The organism is Blastococcus atacamensis (genome assembly GCF_002938425.1).
GTDB lineage: Bacteria > Actinomycetota > Actinomycetes > Mycobacteriales > Geodermatophilaceae > Blastococcus > Blastococcus atacamensis.
This window is the reverse complement of record NZ_POQU01000079.1, coordinates 1-17,676: the sequence shown is the minus strand read 5'-3', so window position 1 is coordinate 17,676 and position 17,676 is coordinate 1. Positions and strand designations below refer to the sequence as shown.

The 17,676-nt window shown below is 75.1% G+C and carries 15 protein-coding genes; 10 read left to right on the top strand and 5 right to left on the bottom strand.

Translation table 11 applies throughout. The annotated features are described in order from the left end of the window. Positions 1-19: 19 nt before the first annotated feature. From C5508_RS15775 to C5508_RS19625, 3 genes are all read right to left on the bottom strand, one after another. A complete protein-coding gene (locus C5508_RS15775) occupies positions 20-274 on the bottom strand; it encodes a class E sortase (protein ID WP_104525896.1) in 255 nt (84 codons plus the stop codon). Between the two features lie 131 nt (positions 275-405). Next, on the bottom strand, positions 406-1,899 hold the full coding sequence (locus C5508_RS19630; RefSeq protein ID WP_157944119.1) for a hypothetical protein: 1,494 nt from the start codon (positions 1,897-1,899) through the stop codon (positions 406-408). A gap of 150 nt (positions 1,900-2,049) precedes the next feature. After that, positions 2,050-2,277: a hypothetical protein gene (locus tag C5508_RS19625; RefSeq protein ID WP_157944118.1), complete on the bottom strand. Its 228-nt coding sequence runs from the start codon at positions 2,275-2,277 to the stop codon at positions 2,050-2,052. A gap of 13 nt (positions 2,278-2,290) precedes the next feature. On the opposite strand from C5508_RS19625, the gene C5508_RS19620 reads away from it, so the two are divergent. The 8 genes from C5508_RS19620 to C5508_RS15725 all read left to right on the top strand — a co-directional run bounded on the left by C5508_RS19620 (position 2,291) and on the right by C5508_RS15725 (position 13,574). Then, a complete protein-coding gene (locus C5508_RS19620) occupies positions 2,291-3,277 on the top strand; it encodes a hypothetical protein (protein WP_157944117.1) in 987 nt (328 codons plus the stop codon). A 121-nt stretch (positions 3,278-3,398) separates the two neighbouring features. After that, a complete protein-coding gene (locus C5508_RS15755) occupies positions 3,399-5,027 on the top strand; it encodes an acyl-CoA dehydrogenase family protein (RefSeq protein ID WP_104525892.1) in 1,629 nt (542 codons plus the stop codon). 117 nt (positions 5,028-5,144) lie between these two features. Next, a complete protein-coding gene (locus C5508_RS20535) occupies positions 5,145-7,259 on the top strand; it encodes a putative bifunctional diguanylate cyclase/phosphodiesterase (protein ID WP_269801792.1) in 2,115 nt (704 codons plus the stop codon). Between the two features lie 128 nt (positions 7,260-7,387). Further along, positions 7,388-8,086: an NYN domain-containing protein gene (locus C5508_RS15745; protein WP_232797188.1), complete on the top strand. Its 699-nt coding sequence runs from the start codon at positions 7,388-7,390 to the stop codon at positions 8,084-8,086. Between the two features lie 72 nt (positions 8,087-8,158). After that, positions 8,159-9,451, top strand: coding sequence for a GGDEF domain-containing protein (locus tag C5508_RS15740; RefSeq protein WP_104525890.1), 1,293 nt, complete (start codon positions 8,159-8,161; stop codon positions 9,449-9,451). A 161-nt stretch (positions 9,452-9,612) separates the two neighbouring features. After that, on the top strand, positions 9,613-10,248 hold the full coding sequence (locus C5508_RS15735) for a PilZ domain-containing protein (RefSeq protein WP_104525889.1): 636 nt from the start codon (positions 9,613-9,615) through the stop codon (positions 10,246-10,248). 51 nt (positions 10,249-10,299) lie between these two features. Beyond that, positions 10,300-11,997 carry a GTPase domain-containing protein gene (locus C5508_RS15730; RefSeq protein ID WP_104525888.1) on the top strand — a complete coding sequence of 566 codons (1,698 nt, stop codon included), beginning with the start codon at positions 10,300-10,302 and terminating at the stop codon, positions 11,995-11,997. After that, the gene (locus C5508_RS15725) at positions 11,994-13,574 is read left to right on the top strand and encodes a GTPase (protein ID WP_104525887.1); all 1,581 of its coding nucleotides are present in this window, start codon (positions 11,994-11,996) and stop codon (positions 13,572-13,574) included. Before C5508_RS15730 ends, C5508_RS15725 begins: the two co-directional genes overlap by 4 nt. Positions 13,575-13,611: 37 nt before the next feature. Here the strand turns inward: C5508_RS15725 and C5508_RS15720 are convergent, their stop codons facing one another. Next, the gene (locus C5508_RS15720; protein ID WP_104525886.1) at positions 13,612-14,112 is read right to left on the bottom strand and encodes an ATP-binding protein; all 501 of its coding nucleotides are present in this window, start codon (positions 14,110-14,112) and stop codon (positions 13,612-13,614) included. Positions 14,113-14,237: 125 nt separating this feature from the next. Here C5508_RS15720 and C5508_RS15715 point away from each other — a divergent pair, with 125 nt between their 5' ends. Then, the gene (locus tag C5508_RS15715) at positions 14,238-14,927 is read left to right on the top strand and encodes a GAF and ANTAR domain-containing protein (protein ID WP_104525885.1); all 690 of its coding nucleotides are present in this window, start codon (positions 14,238-14,240) and stop codon (positions 14,925-14,927) included. A gap of 67 nt (positions 14,928-14,994) precedes the next feature. Here C5508_RS15715 and C5508_RS15710 read toward each other — a convergent pair whose 3' ends face one another. After that, positions 14,995-16,350: an APC family permease gene (locus tag C5508_RS15710; protein WP_104525884.1), complete on the bottom strand. Its 1,356-nt coding sequence runs from the start codon at positions 16,348-16,350 to the stop codon at positions 14,995-14,997. A 325-nt stretch (positions 16,351-16,675) separates the two neighbouring features. On the opposite strand from C5508_RS15710, the gene C5508_RS15705 reads away from it, so the two are divergent. Then, a complete protein-coding gene (locus tag C5508_RS15705) occupies positions 16,676-17,554 on the top strand; it encodes a hypothetical protein (RefSeq protein ID WP_104525883.1) in 879 nt (292 codons plus the stop codon). Positions 17,555-17,676 lie beyond the last annotated feature (122 nt).

The following is a 17,676-nucleotide window of genomic DNA, read 5'->3' as shown; positions in this document are numbered from 1 at the left end:
TCCCACGGCTGGGCACCTCCTACGCCCGGGTGGTCGTCGGCGCGTCGGCCCACTCCTCGCGCACCTGCTCGGTGAGCTGGTCCTGTGCGCGGGCGGCGAGCAGGTCGGTGACCCAGAGCTGGTAGACGACGAACAGCAGCGCGATCAGCCCGACGGTGATCAGGGTCTGGCTGAGACCGCGGAGCACGGTGCGCACCCGGTCCCCGCGGCTGTGGCGCGGCGGGGTCGGCCCCGCGGTGGTGCGGTCGTCGTCCCGGCGCACTGCGGTGCTCACGGCGGTCCCCTGTCGGTGCCGGATCGGGTGGGGCCACGACGGACGTCGCCTGCCGGGCGGACCCGGCAGGCGACGGCCTTCGGTGGAACCGGCCCGCCGCCCTGAGTGCTCCGGGGCGGCGGGCCGGTGGATCAGACCGCCTGCGCCTCGGACCGACGGCGGGCGGCGACACCCAGGCCCAGGCCCGCCGTCAGGGCCACCAGGCCCAGCGACAGCGGAAGGGAGACCTCGGCGCCGGTGTAGGCGAGCTCGCCGGACTTGCCGGCGGAGGCCGGCGCCCGGTGGGCAGGGGCCTGGGCGACGTGCACCATGGCGGCCTTGGCGACGTGGGTCACGGGCATCGCCTTGGCGGGCGCCTGGTGCTGCGGCGCGTGGGCGGACGGGCAACCGCACTGGCCGGTGTTCTCGCCGTTGCCGCCGGCGGTGTTGCCGCCGGTGTTGTTGTTGTTCCCGCCGATGCTGCAGTTGCAGACGCCGACGCCGCCGTGCCCGCCACCGGAGGTCCCGCCGGAGCCGCCACCGACCATCCCGCCGGAGCCACCGCCGATGTTCCCGCCGTTGCCGCCAGCGGTGTTGCCGCCGGTGTTGTTGTTGTTCCCGCCGATGCCGCAGTTGCAGACGCCGACGTTGCCGCCCGAGCCGCCGGAGCCCCCGGAGCCCCCGGAGCTGCCGCCGACCCCCGAGCCTGCGCCCGCGTTGCCGGTCATGGCGCCGGTGCCGGAGTTGATGTTGCCGCCGTTGGCGACGCTGTTGCCGCCCGCGGTGTTGTTCTCGGTGTACGGGTTGCCGCTGTTGGTGACCGTGCCGCCACCCGCGTTCGCCGAGGCGCTCGCGTTGCCGGTGCTGATCCACGCGTAGCAGTACGAGGTGCAGTTGGGGTTCGCGACGTTGTAGCCGGTGTTGGCGTTGGCGTTCGCGTTGCCGCCGCCGGCGGTGATGTTGGCGTTGTTGGTCACGGTCCCGCCGGTGGTGGTGGTGTTACCGGAGTTCGCGCTCGCGTCGTTGTCGCTGCCGGCGTAGGCGTTGCCGCTGGTCGCCTCGTTCGTCGTGCTGGTCGAGCTCCCGCTGCCGCCGCTGCTGCTGCTGCTGCCGCCGCCGGCTGCGGCCGAGCCGCTGCTGGCGCCTGTGGCGGAGTTGATGTTGCCGGCGTTGGCGACGCTGTTGCCGCCGGCGGTGTTGTTCTCGGTGGTCGGGTTGGCGCTGGCGCTCACCGTGCCGCCGCCGGCGGTCGCGTTGCTCGAGGCGTTGCCGGTCTCGATGCTCGCCTCGCCGCCGCTCCCGCTCCCACCGTTCTGGGTGGTCTGGAGGGAGTCGCCGCCGCCGTCGTCGTTGCTGGCGTAGTTGTTCCCGGTGTTGCTGGTGGCCGACGCGTTGCCGGGCCTGGCCTGGATGTCCGCGTCGTTGTCGACAGAGCCGCCCTCGGTGGTGCTGCGGCCCGAGGAGGCGCTGCCGTCGTTGTAGCTCGTGGCATCGGCGTTGCCCGAGTCCGCGTACGACTCGGTGGTGGTGGTGCTGCCGTCGGAAGGCGACTCGCCTTCGACGGCACCGGCCGCGGCCTGGCCGAGGAAGAACAGACCGCCGGCCATACCGGCGATCGCGAGTCCGTTGCGCACGGATCGTCTCATCGTTCGAATCCTTTGTGAGGGCGCGCGTCATCGTGGGTATGACGTGACGCGCTGGGTGACGTGGAGGATTTGCGCGGGGCGGCTGCACTGGGTCGGTGATGTGCCCCCCGTGGCACACCCGGGGACGGGCGCAGGCCGCGAGCGGCGGCGTCAGTCCGGCCGGGTGGTGGGGTCGGTCGCCGTGGTGGTGGGCGACCCCACCACCGGCTCCGTGGGAGCGGCGTCGTCGGCCGCAGGCCAGGGAGCTGCCGCGGTCGTCAGGACGGCGGCGGAAGAACCGGCACCGGTGCGGTGCATGGTCTGGCCGGGGCCCTGGGTGGGGCACCCGGCTGCGCCGACAGCGGCCGGCGAGGGAACCGTGAGCGGCAGCGCCGGCACGGGAGCATGAGGGGTGACCGGCGAGGGTGCCGGCGCGGCGGTGGTGGTGGTGCTCGCCCCGGTCGCAGCCGTGGTGGGCGTGCTCGGCGCGGTCTCGGGGGCGGCGAGGGAGGTCGTGGCCCGGGTGCCGGTGCCGACGGCGGTCGTCGCGTCGGACGTCGTCGTCTCCGTGGCCGCGGGCACGTCGCACGCGGCGGCGGAGGAGTCGGCGGTGGCTCGGAGCGCGGCCGCCGGTCCGGCCGCCGCGGTGTCGCACGCGCTGTCCGTCGAGCCGGCCGTGGCGGAGCTGCCCGCCGCGGACCCCGTGCAGCCGGTCGCTGCGGCGGGCTGCTCGGCGGAGCCGGCCGACGTGCTCACGGCGGTGACCTCACCGGTCGCGACGGCGGTGGCGGTGGCTCCCTCGGAGGTGGCCGAGCTCGTCGTGGCGCCCTCCGCCGTCGTCACGGTGGTGGTCGTGTCGGCGGTGGTGGTCGTGTCGGCGGTGGTGGTCGTGTCGGCGGTGGTGGTCGTGTCGGCGGTGCTGGTCGTGGCGGCCGGGTCCCCGGCTTCCGCGGTGGTGTCGCGTGCCTCTGGTGCGGTCGGTGGGGACGTCGGCGAGGTCGTGCCCGCTGCGCCCGCCGTCGAGCTCGACGAGCTCTGCGCGGTGCCCGACGTGGTGGAGTCGGCGGAGGGCGACGACGCGGTGCCGGTCGTCGCGCTGGACGAGGACGCCGACCCGGGGGGCTCGGTCGCCTCGGGCGAGGTCTGCGCCGAGCTGGGTGCCTCGTCGGCACGTGCGACCAGCTCGGTCCCCGCCGCAAGCCCGACGTACATCCCGGCTCCGAGGAAGCAGGCCGCGACCGCGCGCCGGAGCCACGGCCGGCGAGCCGGAATCGGCTCCCGGTCGCCCTCCGGTCCGGCGGTGCGCGACATGGGGCGGACGTTAGGAACCGTTCCGTCCGCCCGCGAGACCGTTGCGCACCGTGGGAAAGTGTGTGGTGTGTCACTCCACGCTCCCTGATCGAGGGATTGCGCAGAGTCACCAAATTCGACTACCCGGCCGGCGGCTCGGTGCGCACATGCTCACCGGCTGCCCGGGGCGGTCGCCCCGCGCTGTGAGGGTGGACACGTACGGTGCGCGCATGACCGCCACCCACGAGGTCACCAACCAGGTCCCGCCGCTGGTCGGGCACGACCCCATCGCCGGCGACGCCGCGCTCTCCGAGGCCTGCCTGCGCCACGCCGACGCCGCCACGCTCGCCTCTCTGGCCGATCTCGGCCGGCTCGCCGGTAGCGAGCAGGCGCAGGAATGGGGCCGGCTGGCCAACGAGAACCCGCCCCGGCTGCGCACGCACGACCGCTACGGGCACCGGATCGACGAGGTCGAGTTCCACCCCGCCTGGCACGAGCTGATGCGGAGCGCCGTCGAGCACGGACTGGCCGGGGCCCCGTGGGCCGCGCAGCAGGCCGGGGACCGCCGCGCGCACGTGCGCCGCGCCGTCGGCTACCTGGGCTGGACGCAGGTCGAGATGGGCCACGGCTGCCCGGTGACGATGACCTACGCCGTCGTCCCCGCGTTGCGCCGGGCGCCGGAGCTGGCGGCGCGGTACGAGCCGGGCCTCACCGCGCGGGCGTACCAGTTCGGGCTCGCGGAGCCCACCGGCAAGGCCGGGTTGATCGCCGGCATGGGCATGACCGAGAAGCAGGGCGGCTCCGACGTCCGGGCCAACGCCACTCGCGCGGTGGCCCGGACCGACGGGAGCTACGCCCTCACCGGGCACAAGTGGTTCACCAGCGCCCCGATGAGCGACCTCTTCCTGGTGCTCGCTCAGCTGGACGAGGGCGTCTCGTGCTTCGCCGTCCCTCGGGTGCTGCCCGACGGGAGCCGCAACGTGTTCCACGTGCAACGTCTCAAGGACAAGCTCGGTGACAGGTCCAATGCCTCGAGCGAGGTCGAGTTCGACGGCACCACCGGCTGGCTGGTCGGGGAGCCGGGCCGCGGGGTGCCGACGATCATCGAGATGGTCAACATGACCCGGGTGGACTGCGTGCTCGGCTCCGCGGCGACGGTCCGCGCGGCGCTGACCCAGGCCATCCACCACGCCCGGCACCGGTCGGCCTTCGGTGCCCGCCTGGTCGACCAGCCCCTCATGCAGAACGTGCTCGCCGACGTGGCCGTGGAGAGCGAGGCGGCCACCGCGCTGGCGATCCGGCTCGCGGCCGCGGTGGACCGGGGCGAGGCGGCGTTCCTGCGGCTGGCCGGGGCGGCCGCCAAGTACTGGGTGTGCAAGCGGACGCCGGGCGTCGTCGCCGAGGCGATGGAGGTCCTCGGCGGCAACGGGTATGTCGAGGAGTCGGGGCTGCCCCGGCTCTACCGCCAGGCGCCCCTCAATTCGATCTGGGAGGGCTCGGGCAACGTCATCGCCCTCGACGTGCTGCGGGCGATGGAGCGCTCGGAGGAGTCGCCGGCCGCGGTCGTCGCCGAGCTGGAGCTCGCCCGGGGTGCCGACCGGCGGTTCGACGACGCGGTGAAGCGGCTCTCGGCGGAGCTCGGCGACCGCGAGGGCCTGCCGTTCCGCGCCCGCCGGATCGCCGGTCAGCTGGCGCTCTGCCTCCAGGGGTCGCTCCTGCTGAGGTACGCGCCGACGGCCGTCGCCGACACGTTCTGCGCGTCCCGCCTGGGCGGGGAGGCCGGCAGCGTCCTGGGCATGCTGCCCGCGAGCCCGGCCGTCGCAGGGATCGTCGACCGGGCTGGCGTCGTCGCGACCTGAGGAGTGCCGCGGGCTACTACTCTCAGGAGCGGTCCACGTGCTGCTCGCCATCCGGCGGAGCGGTCCGTGACCGGAGTCCGCAGGCGCGGACCGGACGAGTGGACGAGAGCGGGCAGCGTGCAACCAGGTGACGTCCGGCCCTCAGAGGGCCGGCGCGACCCGCTGGGGAACGTCCCCGACGCGGTCTACCGCCTGGACCCGCAGGGTCGGTTCGCCTACCTGAACGCCGCCGCCGAGAAGATGCTCGGTCAGAAGGCCGAGGAGCTGCTGGGCCGGGCCGCGGTCGAGGCCTTCCCGGCGCTGCGCGGGTCGCTGGCCGAGGAGCAGTACCGGCAGGTGCTCGGGGACGGACGGCCCCGGGAGTTCCAGTTCTTCTACGAGCCGATGAGCCGCTGGTTCGAGGTGCGGGTCTTCCCGGACCCCGGCGGTGCCGCCGTGCTCTTCCGCGACATCGACGGCCGCCGACTCGGCGACGAGGAGCGCGAGAGCCAGCTGCGCGGGCTGAGCGCCGTCCTGGAGGCCCTGCCCTCGCCCACCGTGCTCGTGGGGCCCGACGGGCGGATCCTGTCGGCCAACGGCGCCTGGAGCCGCAGCGCGAACGAGGTCCTGCCCGAGCCCGCCTGGCCCGGGCGCCCCGGCGAGGACTACCTGACCGCGATGACCCGCGGCCTGGGGGCCCCTGCGCACGCACAGCTCAGCGAGGGGCTGCGCACGCTGCTGACCGAGACGTCCCGCTCCGACGGCCGCACCTTCCACCTCGACTACTCGGCCGACAGCCCGCAGGGAACGGTCTGGTTCCACCTGCAGGCCACCCGGGTTGACCACGAGGGTCGCGTCGTCATCACGCACACCGATGTCAGCGAGCAGGTGCGGGCGCGCGAGGAGCTCGAGTGGAAGGTCCGGCACGACGACCTGACCGGGTTGCCCAACCGCTCGCGACTCCTCGAGCTGACCGGTGAGGCGCTCGCCGTGGCCGGCCGGACCGACGGCGCGCTGCTCATGCTGGACCTCGACGGGTTCAAGACGATCAACGACTCGCTGGGTCACGAGATCGGCGACCAGCTGCTGCGGCTGGTCGCCGGGCGGCTCTCCGAGGAGATCCGGCCGGGGGACACCGTGGCCCGGCTGGGCGGCGACCAGTTCGTCGTCCTCGCCCACGGATGCGACGCCTCCGAGGCCGCGGCACTGGCCTTCCGGCTTCAGACGGTGTTCGCCCTGCCGTTCCGGGTCGGTGAGATCACCGTGCCGCTGAGCGCGAGCATCGGTGTCGCCGTCGCGCGCCCCGAGGTCCGCGACGCGCACCACCTGCTCGGCGACGCCGACGCCGCCATGTTCGCCGCCAAGAGCAACGGGCGCGACCGGGTGCACCTGTTCTCCCCGTCGTTGCGCGAGGCGGCCCGCTGGCGGCTGGAGGTGGCCACCCGGCTGCGTGGCGACGCGATCGACCAACTGGTCGTGCACTACCAGCCGGTGGTCCGGCTCGACACCGGCCAGATCGACGGCGTCGAGGCGCTGGTGCGCTGGCAGCACCCCGAGCGCGGACTGCTCCCGCCCGACACGTTCCTGTCGGTCGCCGAAGAGACCGGGCAGATCATCCCGATCACCCGGTGGCTGCTGCGAGAGACGACCCACCGGGCCGCCGAGTGGGCAGCCCAGGGCTTGCGGCTGCGGATGTCGGTGAACGTCAGCGCCCGGCACTTCTCCGCCGAGACGCTGGTCCGCGACGTGCGGGTGGCGCTGCAGCAGTCGGGGTTGCCCCCGGACCAGCTCGTGCTCGAGCTGACCGAGACCAGTGTCGCGGAGGACCCGACCCGGGCCGAGGACCAGCTGTCGGTGCTGCGCAGCTTCGGGGTCCGGGTCGCCATCGACGACTTCGGCACGGGGTGGTCCTCGCTGGCCCAGCTGTTCGCGCTGCCCATCGGCACGCTGAAGATCGACCGCTCGCTGCTTGCCGCCGCCGAGCGGGTGGCCGTCGGCGACACCGGTGCGGTGCTGGCCGCCATCGTGGGACTGACCCGCACCCTGGGCATCCGCTCGGTGGCCGAGGGTATCGAGACCCCCGACCAGCTGCGCATGGTGCGTGCCGCCGGCTGCGACCTGGCCCAGGGCTGGCTGCTCGGCTACCCGATGCCGGCCGACCAGCTGCTCACCTGGGTGCGCGAGATCGAGAGCGCTGGGGGCGACGTCTGCGCCCTGGCCGCCGCCGGTCGGGCCGTTCCCGGGCGAGGGTGAACGTCCGCCGTCGCGTGCGGCGCGCGACCTCTCCCGTCGGCCCGCCCCGGACCGCCTACCCGGTCCCGGCGGCGCCCCCCGTGCCGCCCGTGGTCCCCTCCGCCGACCGCTACCGGCAGACTGGTCCCGTGCTGGAGACCCCCGAGACCGTCGACGGCGAGCACGTCGAGAGCAGCGCGGCCGACGGTGGCCGGGCCCGCCCGCCGCTGGACCTGCTGATCTGGGACGCGCCGAACATCGACATGACCCTGTCGACGGTGATCGGTGCGCGCCCGACGGCGGCCTCCCGGCCCCGCTTCGACGCGATCGCGGCGTGGTTCGTCGAGGGCGCCGGCGATCCGGGGGCACCCGACGCCCCCGAGGTCGAGGCGTGCGTCTTCGCCAACATCCCGCCGCAGCCGGGCTCGCTGCAGCGGTGGGTCGAGGCGCTGCGCGGTTTCGGGTACTCGGTGTTCGCCCGGCCGAAGAGCCAGCCCGACGACGACATCGACCAGGCCATGCTCGACCACATCGCGGTCCGGGCGCACAGCCACCGACTGCGCAAGCTCCTGGTGTTCTCCGGCGACGGGCGGAACTTCGCCGAACCGCTCGAGGAGCTGGTCCGCCAGGGCACGCACGTCGTCGTCGTCGCGTTCAGCGAGGTGGCCGGCTACGCCATCGGCTCCGACCTGCTGGAGTTCATCGACATCGAGGACGTGCCGGGCGCGTTCGTCGAGCCGCTGGACCGGGTCCGCCTGGACGCGCTGCCCGCCGACGGTGCCTGGCTGCGGCCGACCCGCAGCCTCCGCGAGTTCGTCGCCGGTTTCACCGCCCGCCGCAACGGCTGAGCCGGCTCACCCGCTCGGGTGGCGTCGCCCTGATCCGCTCAGGGATCGCCCGCAGGTGCCGATGGAGCACTCGTGCGGTCCTCCCTGTCCGAGCGCCTCGTGGCGGTGCTGCGCCGGGGTGACGTGCTGCCGGCGGCGGCGCCGTCCCCGGCGACCCCGGCTCCGGCCCGGACCGGACGGAAGCGCCTCACCCGTGGCGTCTCGATCGAGGAGCTGGCCGACGCGATACCCGGGCTGGCCGACGAGCTCACCGAGCGCGCCCGCACCGCCGGCCTGCTGGTCGGCTGGGTGGCCCTGTTCGCGGTTCCGCTGTGGGCGCTGGTCGACCAGGTCACCGAGGGCAGCAACGCCCCGGCCTTCCTCGCCGTCCGGCTCGTCTGCGAGATCCCGATGCTCGCCGCGCTGGTCGCCCTGTGGCGCTTCCCGGTCGGACGGCGTCGTCCGGAGCTGCTGACCTTCCTCATCCTCGCGGTCGTGCAGTCCGAGGTCGCCTGGATGGTCACCCGCTCCGAGGACCCGAGGTACCACCTGCTCGGCTTCACCCTCGCCATCTACGGCAGCGGCTGCATCCTGGTGGCCCGCCCGCGGTGGACCGTCGCGCTCGTGGCCGTCTCGTGGGGGGCCCTCGGCCTGGCCTCGCTGACGGCGGCGGACGGGCTCTCGGCGGCGGAGCTGCTCGCCGTCTCCGTGTACCTGGCCACCGCTTCCCTCATCGCGACGCTGGCCCACCTGCGGCGCAACGCGCTCACCACCCGCGAGCTGCTCACCCGCGTCCGCCTGGAACGGGAGCAGCAGCGCACCGGTGTGCTGCTCGCCCGGCTGCAGCGGCTCAGCCACGAGGATCCGCTCACCGGCCTGGCGAACCGCCGCCGGTGGGACGCCGAGCTGTCCGCGCTCTGCACCCAGGCCCGGGCGCGCGGCGACGTGCTCAGCGTCGTCCTGGTCGATCTGGACCACTTCAAGGACGTCAACGACCGGCACGGCCACGCAGGTGGCGACGCTGCGCTGCGGGCGGTCGCCGGCCTGCTCTCGGCCCGGGTGCGGGGCGGGGATCTCGTGGCCCGGCTCGGCGGCGACGAGCTCGCCGTCCTCATGCCCGGCGCCGACGCGGCGCGAGCCGCCGAGGCGGCCGAGGACCTGCGCCGGGCGGCCCTCACCGTGCAGCCCGAGGGCTTCGGCCCCGGTGAGCTCAGCCTCTCGCTCGGCGTGGCCGCCGCGGTGGGCGACGACGCCTACCCGCTGGAGCTCATGACCCGCGCGGACGAGCAGCTGTACCGGGCCAAGAGGACCCGCAACGCCGTCGGCGCAGGCGGCACCCGGAGCACCACGACGTCCGCCCGGCCGGAGCCGCAGCCGGCCGGCTGACCGGCTCCGGGACACCCGGCGCGGTCTCCCCCACGGGGTGTCGCGCCCGGCGCGTCGCCGTGCCGGGGCAGCGACCATCGGGAGGAGCCGGTTACGGTCCTTTCCCGCGGGCAGGCGGGGACACGGCGGCCGCCGGCTCGAGCACCCATCGGAGAGGACCCATGAACAGCGTTCCCGGCGTCGACCACCCTGCTGAGCAGAGCGAGGCCGACATCAGGCTGACCAGCGCCAACGTGTCGGTCTCGGCGCGCGTGGAGGTCGTGCACGAGGGTGTCATCTCCGTGCGGCCCTCCGCCGGCGACTTCGTCGGGCCGGTGGTCGCCCCCGGCGACGTGGTCGAGGTCTACTGGATCACCCCCGACGGCCACCGCGCCCTCCCCGCCGAGGTGCTCGGCGTGGAGACCGGGGCCGCGGCGCGGTGGCGTCTGACCATCACCGGTCCGGCGGAGCACAGCCAGCGCCGCGACACGGTCCGCGGTCGGTTCACGGTTCCCGTCACGGCGGACGTCGCCGGCGTCGAGCTCACCGGCGAGACCATGGACCTCAGCGAGGGGGGTACCCGCGCCTCCTTCGAGGGGTTCGGGCTGGCCCCCGAGGCCGGTACGCGGATCTCCGTCGTGGTCGCGCTCGACGACGGGCCGTTGCGGGCCGCCGGCGAGGTCGTCCGGCTGCAGACGCGCGGTTCGCGGTGGACGGTCAGCATCACCTTCCAGCAGATCGAGGAGAAGGACCAGGACCGCATCCGGCGCCGGGTCTTCCAGGCGCTCCGCGAGGAGCGCGCCCGCCTGGCCGACTGAGCGGCGGGTAGCGGCGGGTAGCGGCGGGTCCCGCGGGGCAGTGCAGGGAGCGTGACCTCACCGCCACGCCTGCCCGAGGCGCTGACCGCACTGCGGGACCGGCTGGCCGACGCACCCCTGCAGCTGGCCACCCCGGCACGTGACGACGCCGTCCGGGCCGCACGCGGAGTGGTCGACCAGATCGACGACTACCTGCTCCCGCGGCTGCGGGACCTCGACGCGCCGCTGCTCACCGTCGTCGGCGGGTCCACCGGGGCCGGCAAGTCCACGCTGGTCAACAGCCTGGTCGGCACGGCCGTCACGACGGCCGGCGTGCTCCGGCCGACGACGCGCGCACCGGTGCTCGTCTGCTCGCGCGCCGACGCGGCCAGCTTCTCCGGGGAGCGCGTCCTGCCGGGCCTCGCCCGGGTGACCGGCGGGGACGGCGGCCCCGGCACGGTCCAGCTCGTCGTCCGCGACGACGTCCCGGCCGGGCTGGCGCTCCTGGACGCGCCGGACGTGGACTCGGTGGTCGCCACCAACCGCGACCTGGCCGCCCAGCTGCTGGCGGCCGCCGACCTCTGGGTCTTCGTGACGACGGCGGCCCGCTACGCCGACGCCGTCCCCTGGGACATGTTGCGGACCGCGCAGGAACGCGGGACGGCGCTGGCCGTGGTCCTGGACCGGGTGCCACCGGAGGCGGCCGACGAGATCGCCGCGGACCTCGGCGGGATGCTGGAGCGCGCCGGGCTGGCGGGTGCGCGGCTCTTCGTCGTCGAGGAGGGACCGCTGGCCGACGGCCTCCTGCCCGACGCGCAGGTGGGCCCGTTGCGCGACTGGCTGCACGCGCTCGCCGCCGACCAGGAGGAACGGGCAGCGGTCGTGCGCCAGACACTGGTCGGCGCGCTGGCCAGCCTCGAGCAGCGGACCGGAGTCGTCGTCGCCGCCGTGGAGGAGCAGGCCCTCGCCGCGGAGGCGCTGCGGGCCGCCGCCGCGGCCGCGTACGACACGGCGCGCGACGGCGTGGACGGCGGCGTGCGCAGCGGCAGCCTGCTGCGCGGCGAGGTGCTGGCCCGCTGGCAGGAGTTCGTGGGCACGGGGGAGTGGATGCGCACGCTGCAGGACCGGGTGGGTCGGCTGCGCGACCGCGTGACCGCCGCGCTCACCGGGCGGCCGGCCCTGTCCGAGAGCCTGACCGGTGCCCTGGAGAGCAGCGTGGAGGGCCTGTTGCGGGCCGAGGCCGACCGCGCCGCCGAGCGCACCGTCACCGCCTGGCGGGCGCTGCCGGGCGGACCGGCGCTGCTGGCCGGCGACGAGCGCGACCTCGCCCGCGTCTCCCCGGACTTCCCCGAGGCCGCCGCCGCGCAGGTGCGGGACTGGCAGGGCACCGTGCTCGACCTGGTGCGCGACCAGGGAGCGGACAAGCGGTCCCGGGCGCGCCTGCTGTCCTGGGGCGTCAACGGGGCCGGCGCGGTGGTGATGGTGGCCGTGTTCGCCCAGACCGGCGGCCTGACCGGCGGCGAGGTCGCCGTGGCGGGCGGAACGACCGCGGTCGGGCAGCGGGTGCTCGAGGCGGTGTTCGGCGATGCCGCCGTGCGCGCCCTGGCCGAGCGCGCGCGGGAGGACCTGCGGGAGCGGTCGGACGCGCTGCTGCGCTACGAGCAGGACCGCTTCGACGACCGGGTCGACGCCGAGGCGCCCGGAGCCGAGACGGCCGTGGAGCTCCGGTCCGCCGTCGCGGCGCTGGCCGACGCGCGGCGGTCCGCGTGAAGCGCGGGGAGCGGCCGCTGGCCGACCGGCTGACGGCGCTGCGGGAGGCGCTCGAGATCGCCGACGGGCGACTGGAGGTGCCGGAGCTCGCGCCGGCCCGGGCGGTCCTGGCCAAGGCCGGGGCGCGGGAGGCGCTCGGGGACGCCACGGTCGTCGCCCTCGCGGGAGCCACCGGCAGCGGCAAGTCCACCCTGTTCAACGCGCTCTCCGGCAGCGAGGTGAGCACGCCGGGCGTGCGCCGGCCGACCACCGGCGTGGCGCACGCCACGGTGTGGGGCGAGGACGGCGCCGACCGGCTGCTCGACTGGCTGGAGGTGCCCCGCAGGCACCGGCACTCGCCGGAACCGGCACTGGACGGACTGGTCCTGCTCGACCTGCCCGACCACGACAGCGTGCGGCTGGAGCACCGGCTGGAGGTCGACCGGCTGGTGGGCCTGGTCGACGTCCTCGTCTGGGTGCTGGACCCGCAGAAGTACGCCGACGCCGCGGTGCACGAGCGCTACCTGGCCCCGATGACCACGCACGCGGGCGTGCTGCTCGTCGTCCTGAACCAGATCGACCGCCTCGACGAGCCGGCCGCGCGGGCCTGCCTGACCGATCTGCGGAACCTGCTGGACCGCGAAGGGCTGTCCGCGACGCCGCTGCTGGCCGTGTCCGGGCGTACCGGCGCCGGGCTGTCCGAGCTGCGCGGGGAGCTGGCCCGCCGGGTGAGCGCCCGCCGGGCCGCCACGGAGCGGCTGGTCGCCGACGTGCGGGCCGGCGGTGCCGCGCTTTCGGCGCACTGCACAGAGGGGGGTTCCGCCACCGGACGCCGCGGCCGGCCGGTGTCCGACGAGCTGACCGACGCGCTGGCCGGAGCGGCCGGTGTCCCGACGGTGACCGCGGCCGTCGAGCGCTCCACCTACCGCGAGGGGATCGGCCACACGGGCTGGCCGCTGCTGCGCTGGACCAGAAGGCTCCGGGCCGACCCGCTCGGGCGGCTGCACCTGGGCAACGACCGGGCGCGGACCTCGCTGCCACCCGCCGGGGCGGTGGAGACGGCGCGGGTCGCCACCGCCGTGCGCGAGGTGCGCGAGGACCTGGGAGAGGGCCTCGCCCCGGCCTGGCGGGAGGAGCTGCGGCGCACCGCCGAGGACGGGGAGCAGCGGCTGACCGACGCGCTCGACCAGGCGGTCGCCGGCACCGACGTCGGACCCCACCGGGTGCCGCTGTGGCAGCGCGCCGTCGGCGGGCTGCAGTGGCTGCTGATGGTCGTCGCCCTGGTCGGCGCGCTGTGGCTGCTCGCCCTCGTGGTCCTCGGCTTGTTCCGGCTCGACGACGTGCTGCCCCTGCCGCGGGTCGAGAACATCCCGCTGCCGACCCTGCTCGTCGCCGGCGGCCTGCTCGCCGGGCTGCTCCTGGCGCTGATCTGCCGGCCGCTGGTGGCCCTGCGGGCCCGGCGGCGGGCCCGCGCGGCCGATCGCCGGCTGCGCGCGGCGGTGCAGGAGGTCGCCGAGGCCGAGGTGCTCGCCCCCATGGTGAAGGTGCAGCGGGACGCGGAGCGGTTCTGCGCCGCGGTCACGGCCGCCGCGCGCTGAGCTCCCGGAGCGTCGTGGCCGGGTTCGGAGCCCGGGTTCAGAGGCCGGGGGAGCGCTGCTCGGGCAGGCGCCCGCGCAGCGGCTCCGCGGCCTCCCGGCCGGAGGGCAGGAGCGCCCACACGTGCTTGCGGCCGGGACGTTGCTCCCATCCGTAGCCGGTGGAGAGCTGGGCGACCAGGTGCAGGCCCATCCCGCCGAACGCCGGGTCCCGGTCGACGGCGGGCACCGGCGGACTGTCGGGGGCCTCGTCGCTGAGATCCAGCAACCAGCCCGCGGGACCGGCGATCACGAGCGCCCGGACGTCGCCGCCGCCGTGGCGGAGGGCGTTGGACGCGAGCTCCTCGAAGACCAGCAGCAGACCGTCGCGGGCGTCCTCGGTCGAGGCGGAGGAGACCGACGGATGCGCGATCCGAGCACGGAGGTCCGACCGCACGCGGGAGACCACCTGCATGGCCTCCAGCTGCCAGTGCCACACGTCGCCGGGGACGGAGGGGACGGGCGCGCACGGCCACGCTTCGTGGGCCAGCTCGTCGGCCATCTCATCCTCTCGCGTCTGCTCCGCAGGGGTTCGGGACCCCATGCCGGAGGCCCCATCCTGACCGATCCGGCGCGAGCGCGCGAAGGGGGGCGTGGACCGCGGTCGCAGCCAGGCAGAATGCCGTCGTGGACGACGCGCTCCTGGAGCTGGCCCGGGTGACCCTCAGCGGCCGTGAGCTGGCCGACGTGCTGGGGGACATCACCGCGATCGCGGCCCGGGCCGTCCCGGGTGCCGAGGCCGTGTCGACGACGCTGATCCGCGGCGACAAGCCCTTCACCGCCGCCTACTTCGGCGAGATGTCGCTGCACGCCGACGAACTGCAGTACATGGTCGACGGCGGACCGTGCGTCGACGCCGGTCGCGGCGGCGTCGTCCTGCGCATCGACGACACGCACGACGAGGAGCGCTGGCCCGGCTACATCGCCCGCGTCCGCGAGACGGAGGTGCGCAGCTCCCTGTCGGTGCCGCTGCCCTACCAGGGCTCGTGGATCGGCGCCCTGAACGTGTACTCGACCCGGCCGGCGGCTTTCGCCTCGCCGGAGTCCCTGGCGGCCGGCCTCGGGGCAGCCGAGGCGATCGCCGTGGCCGTGGCCAACGCCGACGCGCACGCGCAGCTCGTCGACCGGGCGCACAACATGCGGATCGCCATGGAGTCCCGCGCGGTCATCGAGCAGGCGAAGGGCGTGCTGATGGCGCAGCGGCACGTGGACGCCGAGCAGGCCTTCGAGATCCTGCGGCAGGCCTCCCAGCGCTACAACCGCAAGCTGCGCGAGATCGCCGTCGGCATCGTGGAGTCGACGCAGACCCGGGCCTGAGGGCCTCCCTGCCCTCCACCGCTCGCAGGCTCGCGTCGGGGCCCTGCGGGGAGGCCGTCCCGGACGGTCACCGAGCGGCCGCCTCCTCGCGGTCGGGCCACCACGGCGCGCGCGCCAGCAGGTAGAGCAGCACGCCGACGGCCAGCTCCGCGCCGGCCAGCAGCCAGGTGCGCCCGTCCTGCTGCCGGAGCAGCAGCAGGCAGGAGCCGATCGCCAGGACCGGGACCACCGCGGGCACCCGGAAGTGCTTCTCGGCCACCCGGTCGCGCCGCAGCACCAGGACCGCGGTGTTGGTGCTCAGGAAGACCAGGAGCAGCAGCAGGACGACGGCGTTGGCCAGGTCGCCCAGGTCGCCGACCAGCGTCAGGCCCATCGCGACCAGGGTCGTGAGGACGATCGCCACCCACGGCGTCCGGCGCCCGGGCAGCACGCGACCCAGCGGACGGGGGAGCAGACGCTGCTCGGCCATGCCGAAGACCAGCCGGCTGGCCATGATCATGGTGAGCAGCGCGCCGTTGGCCACGGCGACCAGCGCCACGAGGCTGAACGCCTCGTCGGGGATGCCGACGTCGGCCGCCTGCACCACGGCCAGCAGTGGGGCGGAGGAGGCGGCGAGGTCGTCCGGAGCGAGCACCACCGAGGCGGTCAGCCCGACGAGCAGGTACACCAGGCCCGCCACCAGGAGCGCGCCGAACAGCGCCCGCGGGTAGACCCGGCGGACGTCGCGGACCTCCTCGGCGACGTTCGCCGAGGTCTCGAAGCCGACGAAGGAGTAGTAGGCGACCAGCGCCGCCGCGAGCACCCCGGAGGCGACCGACACCCCGGGCGGGAACTCCAGCACCCGGCCGGCATCGCCGTCGCCCCGGCCGAGCACGACCGCGCCCAGGACGACCACCACGACCAGGCCGGAGAGCTCCACCACGGTCATGACCACGTTGGCGCGCACCGACTCCTGGATCCCCCGGGCGTTGAGCAGCCCGACCAGGACCAGGAAGACCAGCGCCGCGGGCACGGCCGGCACGTCGAGGAAGACACCGAGGTAGTCGCCGGCGAAGGCCAGCGCCAGCCCGGCCGCGCTCGTGACCCCCGCGGCGAGCATGCAGAACCCGACGAGGAAGGACACCAGCGGGCTGCGGAAGGCCCGCTCGGCGAAGACGGCGGACCCGCCGGCTCGCGGGTACTTGGTCACCAGCTCGGCGTAGGAGGCCGCGGTGAGGAGGGCCAGGCCCAGGGCGACCAGGAGCGGCACCCACACGGCGCCGCCGACCTCCCCGGCGATGACGCCGATCAGCGCGTAGATCCCCGCGCCGAGCACGTCGCCCAGGATGAACAGGAAGAGGAGCTTGCCGCTGACGGCGCGGCGCAGCGAGGTGCCGTCCGCCCCGGTCCCGGGACCCTCGACATCGGTTCCATGATCACTCACCGGTCGAGTCTTCCCGCGGCCTCCGGGAGGGGCAATTCGGCGGTGCCCCCATCGGGCGAGGCGTTCGACACGCCGCGCGCGCCGTTCCGCCCGTGGTGTGACCGACGCGTCCCGTGGGCCTCTCCACGCTCAGGGGGCGGGCGCTTGTCGACAAGGCTCCGGTCCGGGAGAGGGGTGACCGACCGGTCCGGGACACCCGCGCAACGGTTCGGTCACGCGCCCCGGGAGGGGTGGCCGATGAGCGGGTCGCGAGCGTCTCCGATCCCTACCTTTCTCCTTGTCCGCAGCACCTTCCCCGGCTGCGGACACGACTTCAGGAGGCGACATGAGCAGCAGCGAGCGGCCCTTCCGGGCGGCATCGGCGCGCGTGTCCGCCGACCTGTCCGGACGCGAGCCGGCCTCCTCGCTGGCCGGTCTGATCGACGTCCTCGACCGGGCCGACGCGGGCCGCCTGCGCCCTCGGCCTCCCGTCCACCGCTCGGCCGCCCGCCCGGCCCCGCTGCGCTCGGTGCAGCCGGCCCCGCTGGCCCGCCCGGCCCGGGTCGCCGCTCCGCTGGTGCCGCGCGTGGTCATCGTCCCCGAGCGGGTCCGCCAGCCCCTGGGCGGTCTGCGGGGCATCGTCCGCCGCGCCGCCCTGTGGGGCGCAGGCGAGCAGCAGGAGTACCTGGCCTGGCCCGCCTCGCCGCACGGCGCCCCCGCATCCGGCCGGCGCCGCGCGGCCGTGCGGGCCTTCACCCGGCGCGTGGCCCTCTGGGGTGCCGGCGCCGGCGGCGAGCACCTCGCCTGGGGCGGCCCCGCGCCGGCGCGTCGGGAGCTCGAACCCCCCGTGGTGCTGCGCGAGCTGCCCAGCACCCCCTCCATCCAGCCCGTGGCGTCTTCCCCCGCCGCGGCGCTCCTTCCCGCGGGACCGGCATCGTCGCCGGGGTCGCGCACCGGTACGGCCGCATCTGACGCGACCGCCCGTCCCTCCCCCCACCCGGGTCCCACGGAACCCGCGGCCTGGAGCCAGCCACGCGTCGGCTGGGTTCCACCGCTGGACTGGCCGTCCCCGGGTCGGAACGGGGCGCGGTCTCCGCAGCCGACTCCACCGGTCCGCGCCTCCGGCCCGTCGAGCCGGACCCCGGGGGTGCCCGCACCGCGCACCGCCCGCGCGGCCGGGAACGCCAGGGCTCGGGGAGATCCGCTCCCGGGCACCTGTCTCTAATACCCATCTGACCGCGCCGACTGCAGTGGTGGTGTATATCCGGTGTGTCCGCGAGTAACAACACAAAACAAACAAGACAATCAGGAAAACGCATACATAAAACAACAAATAACGTGAACACA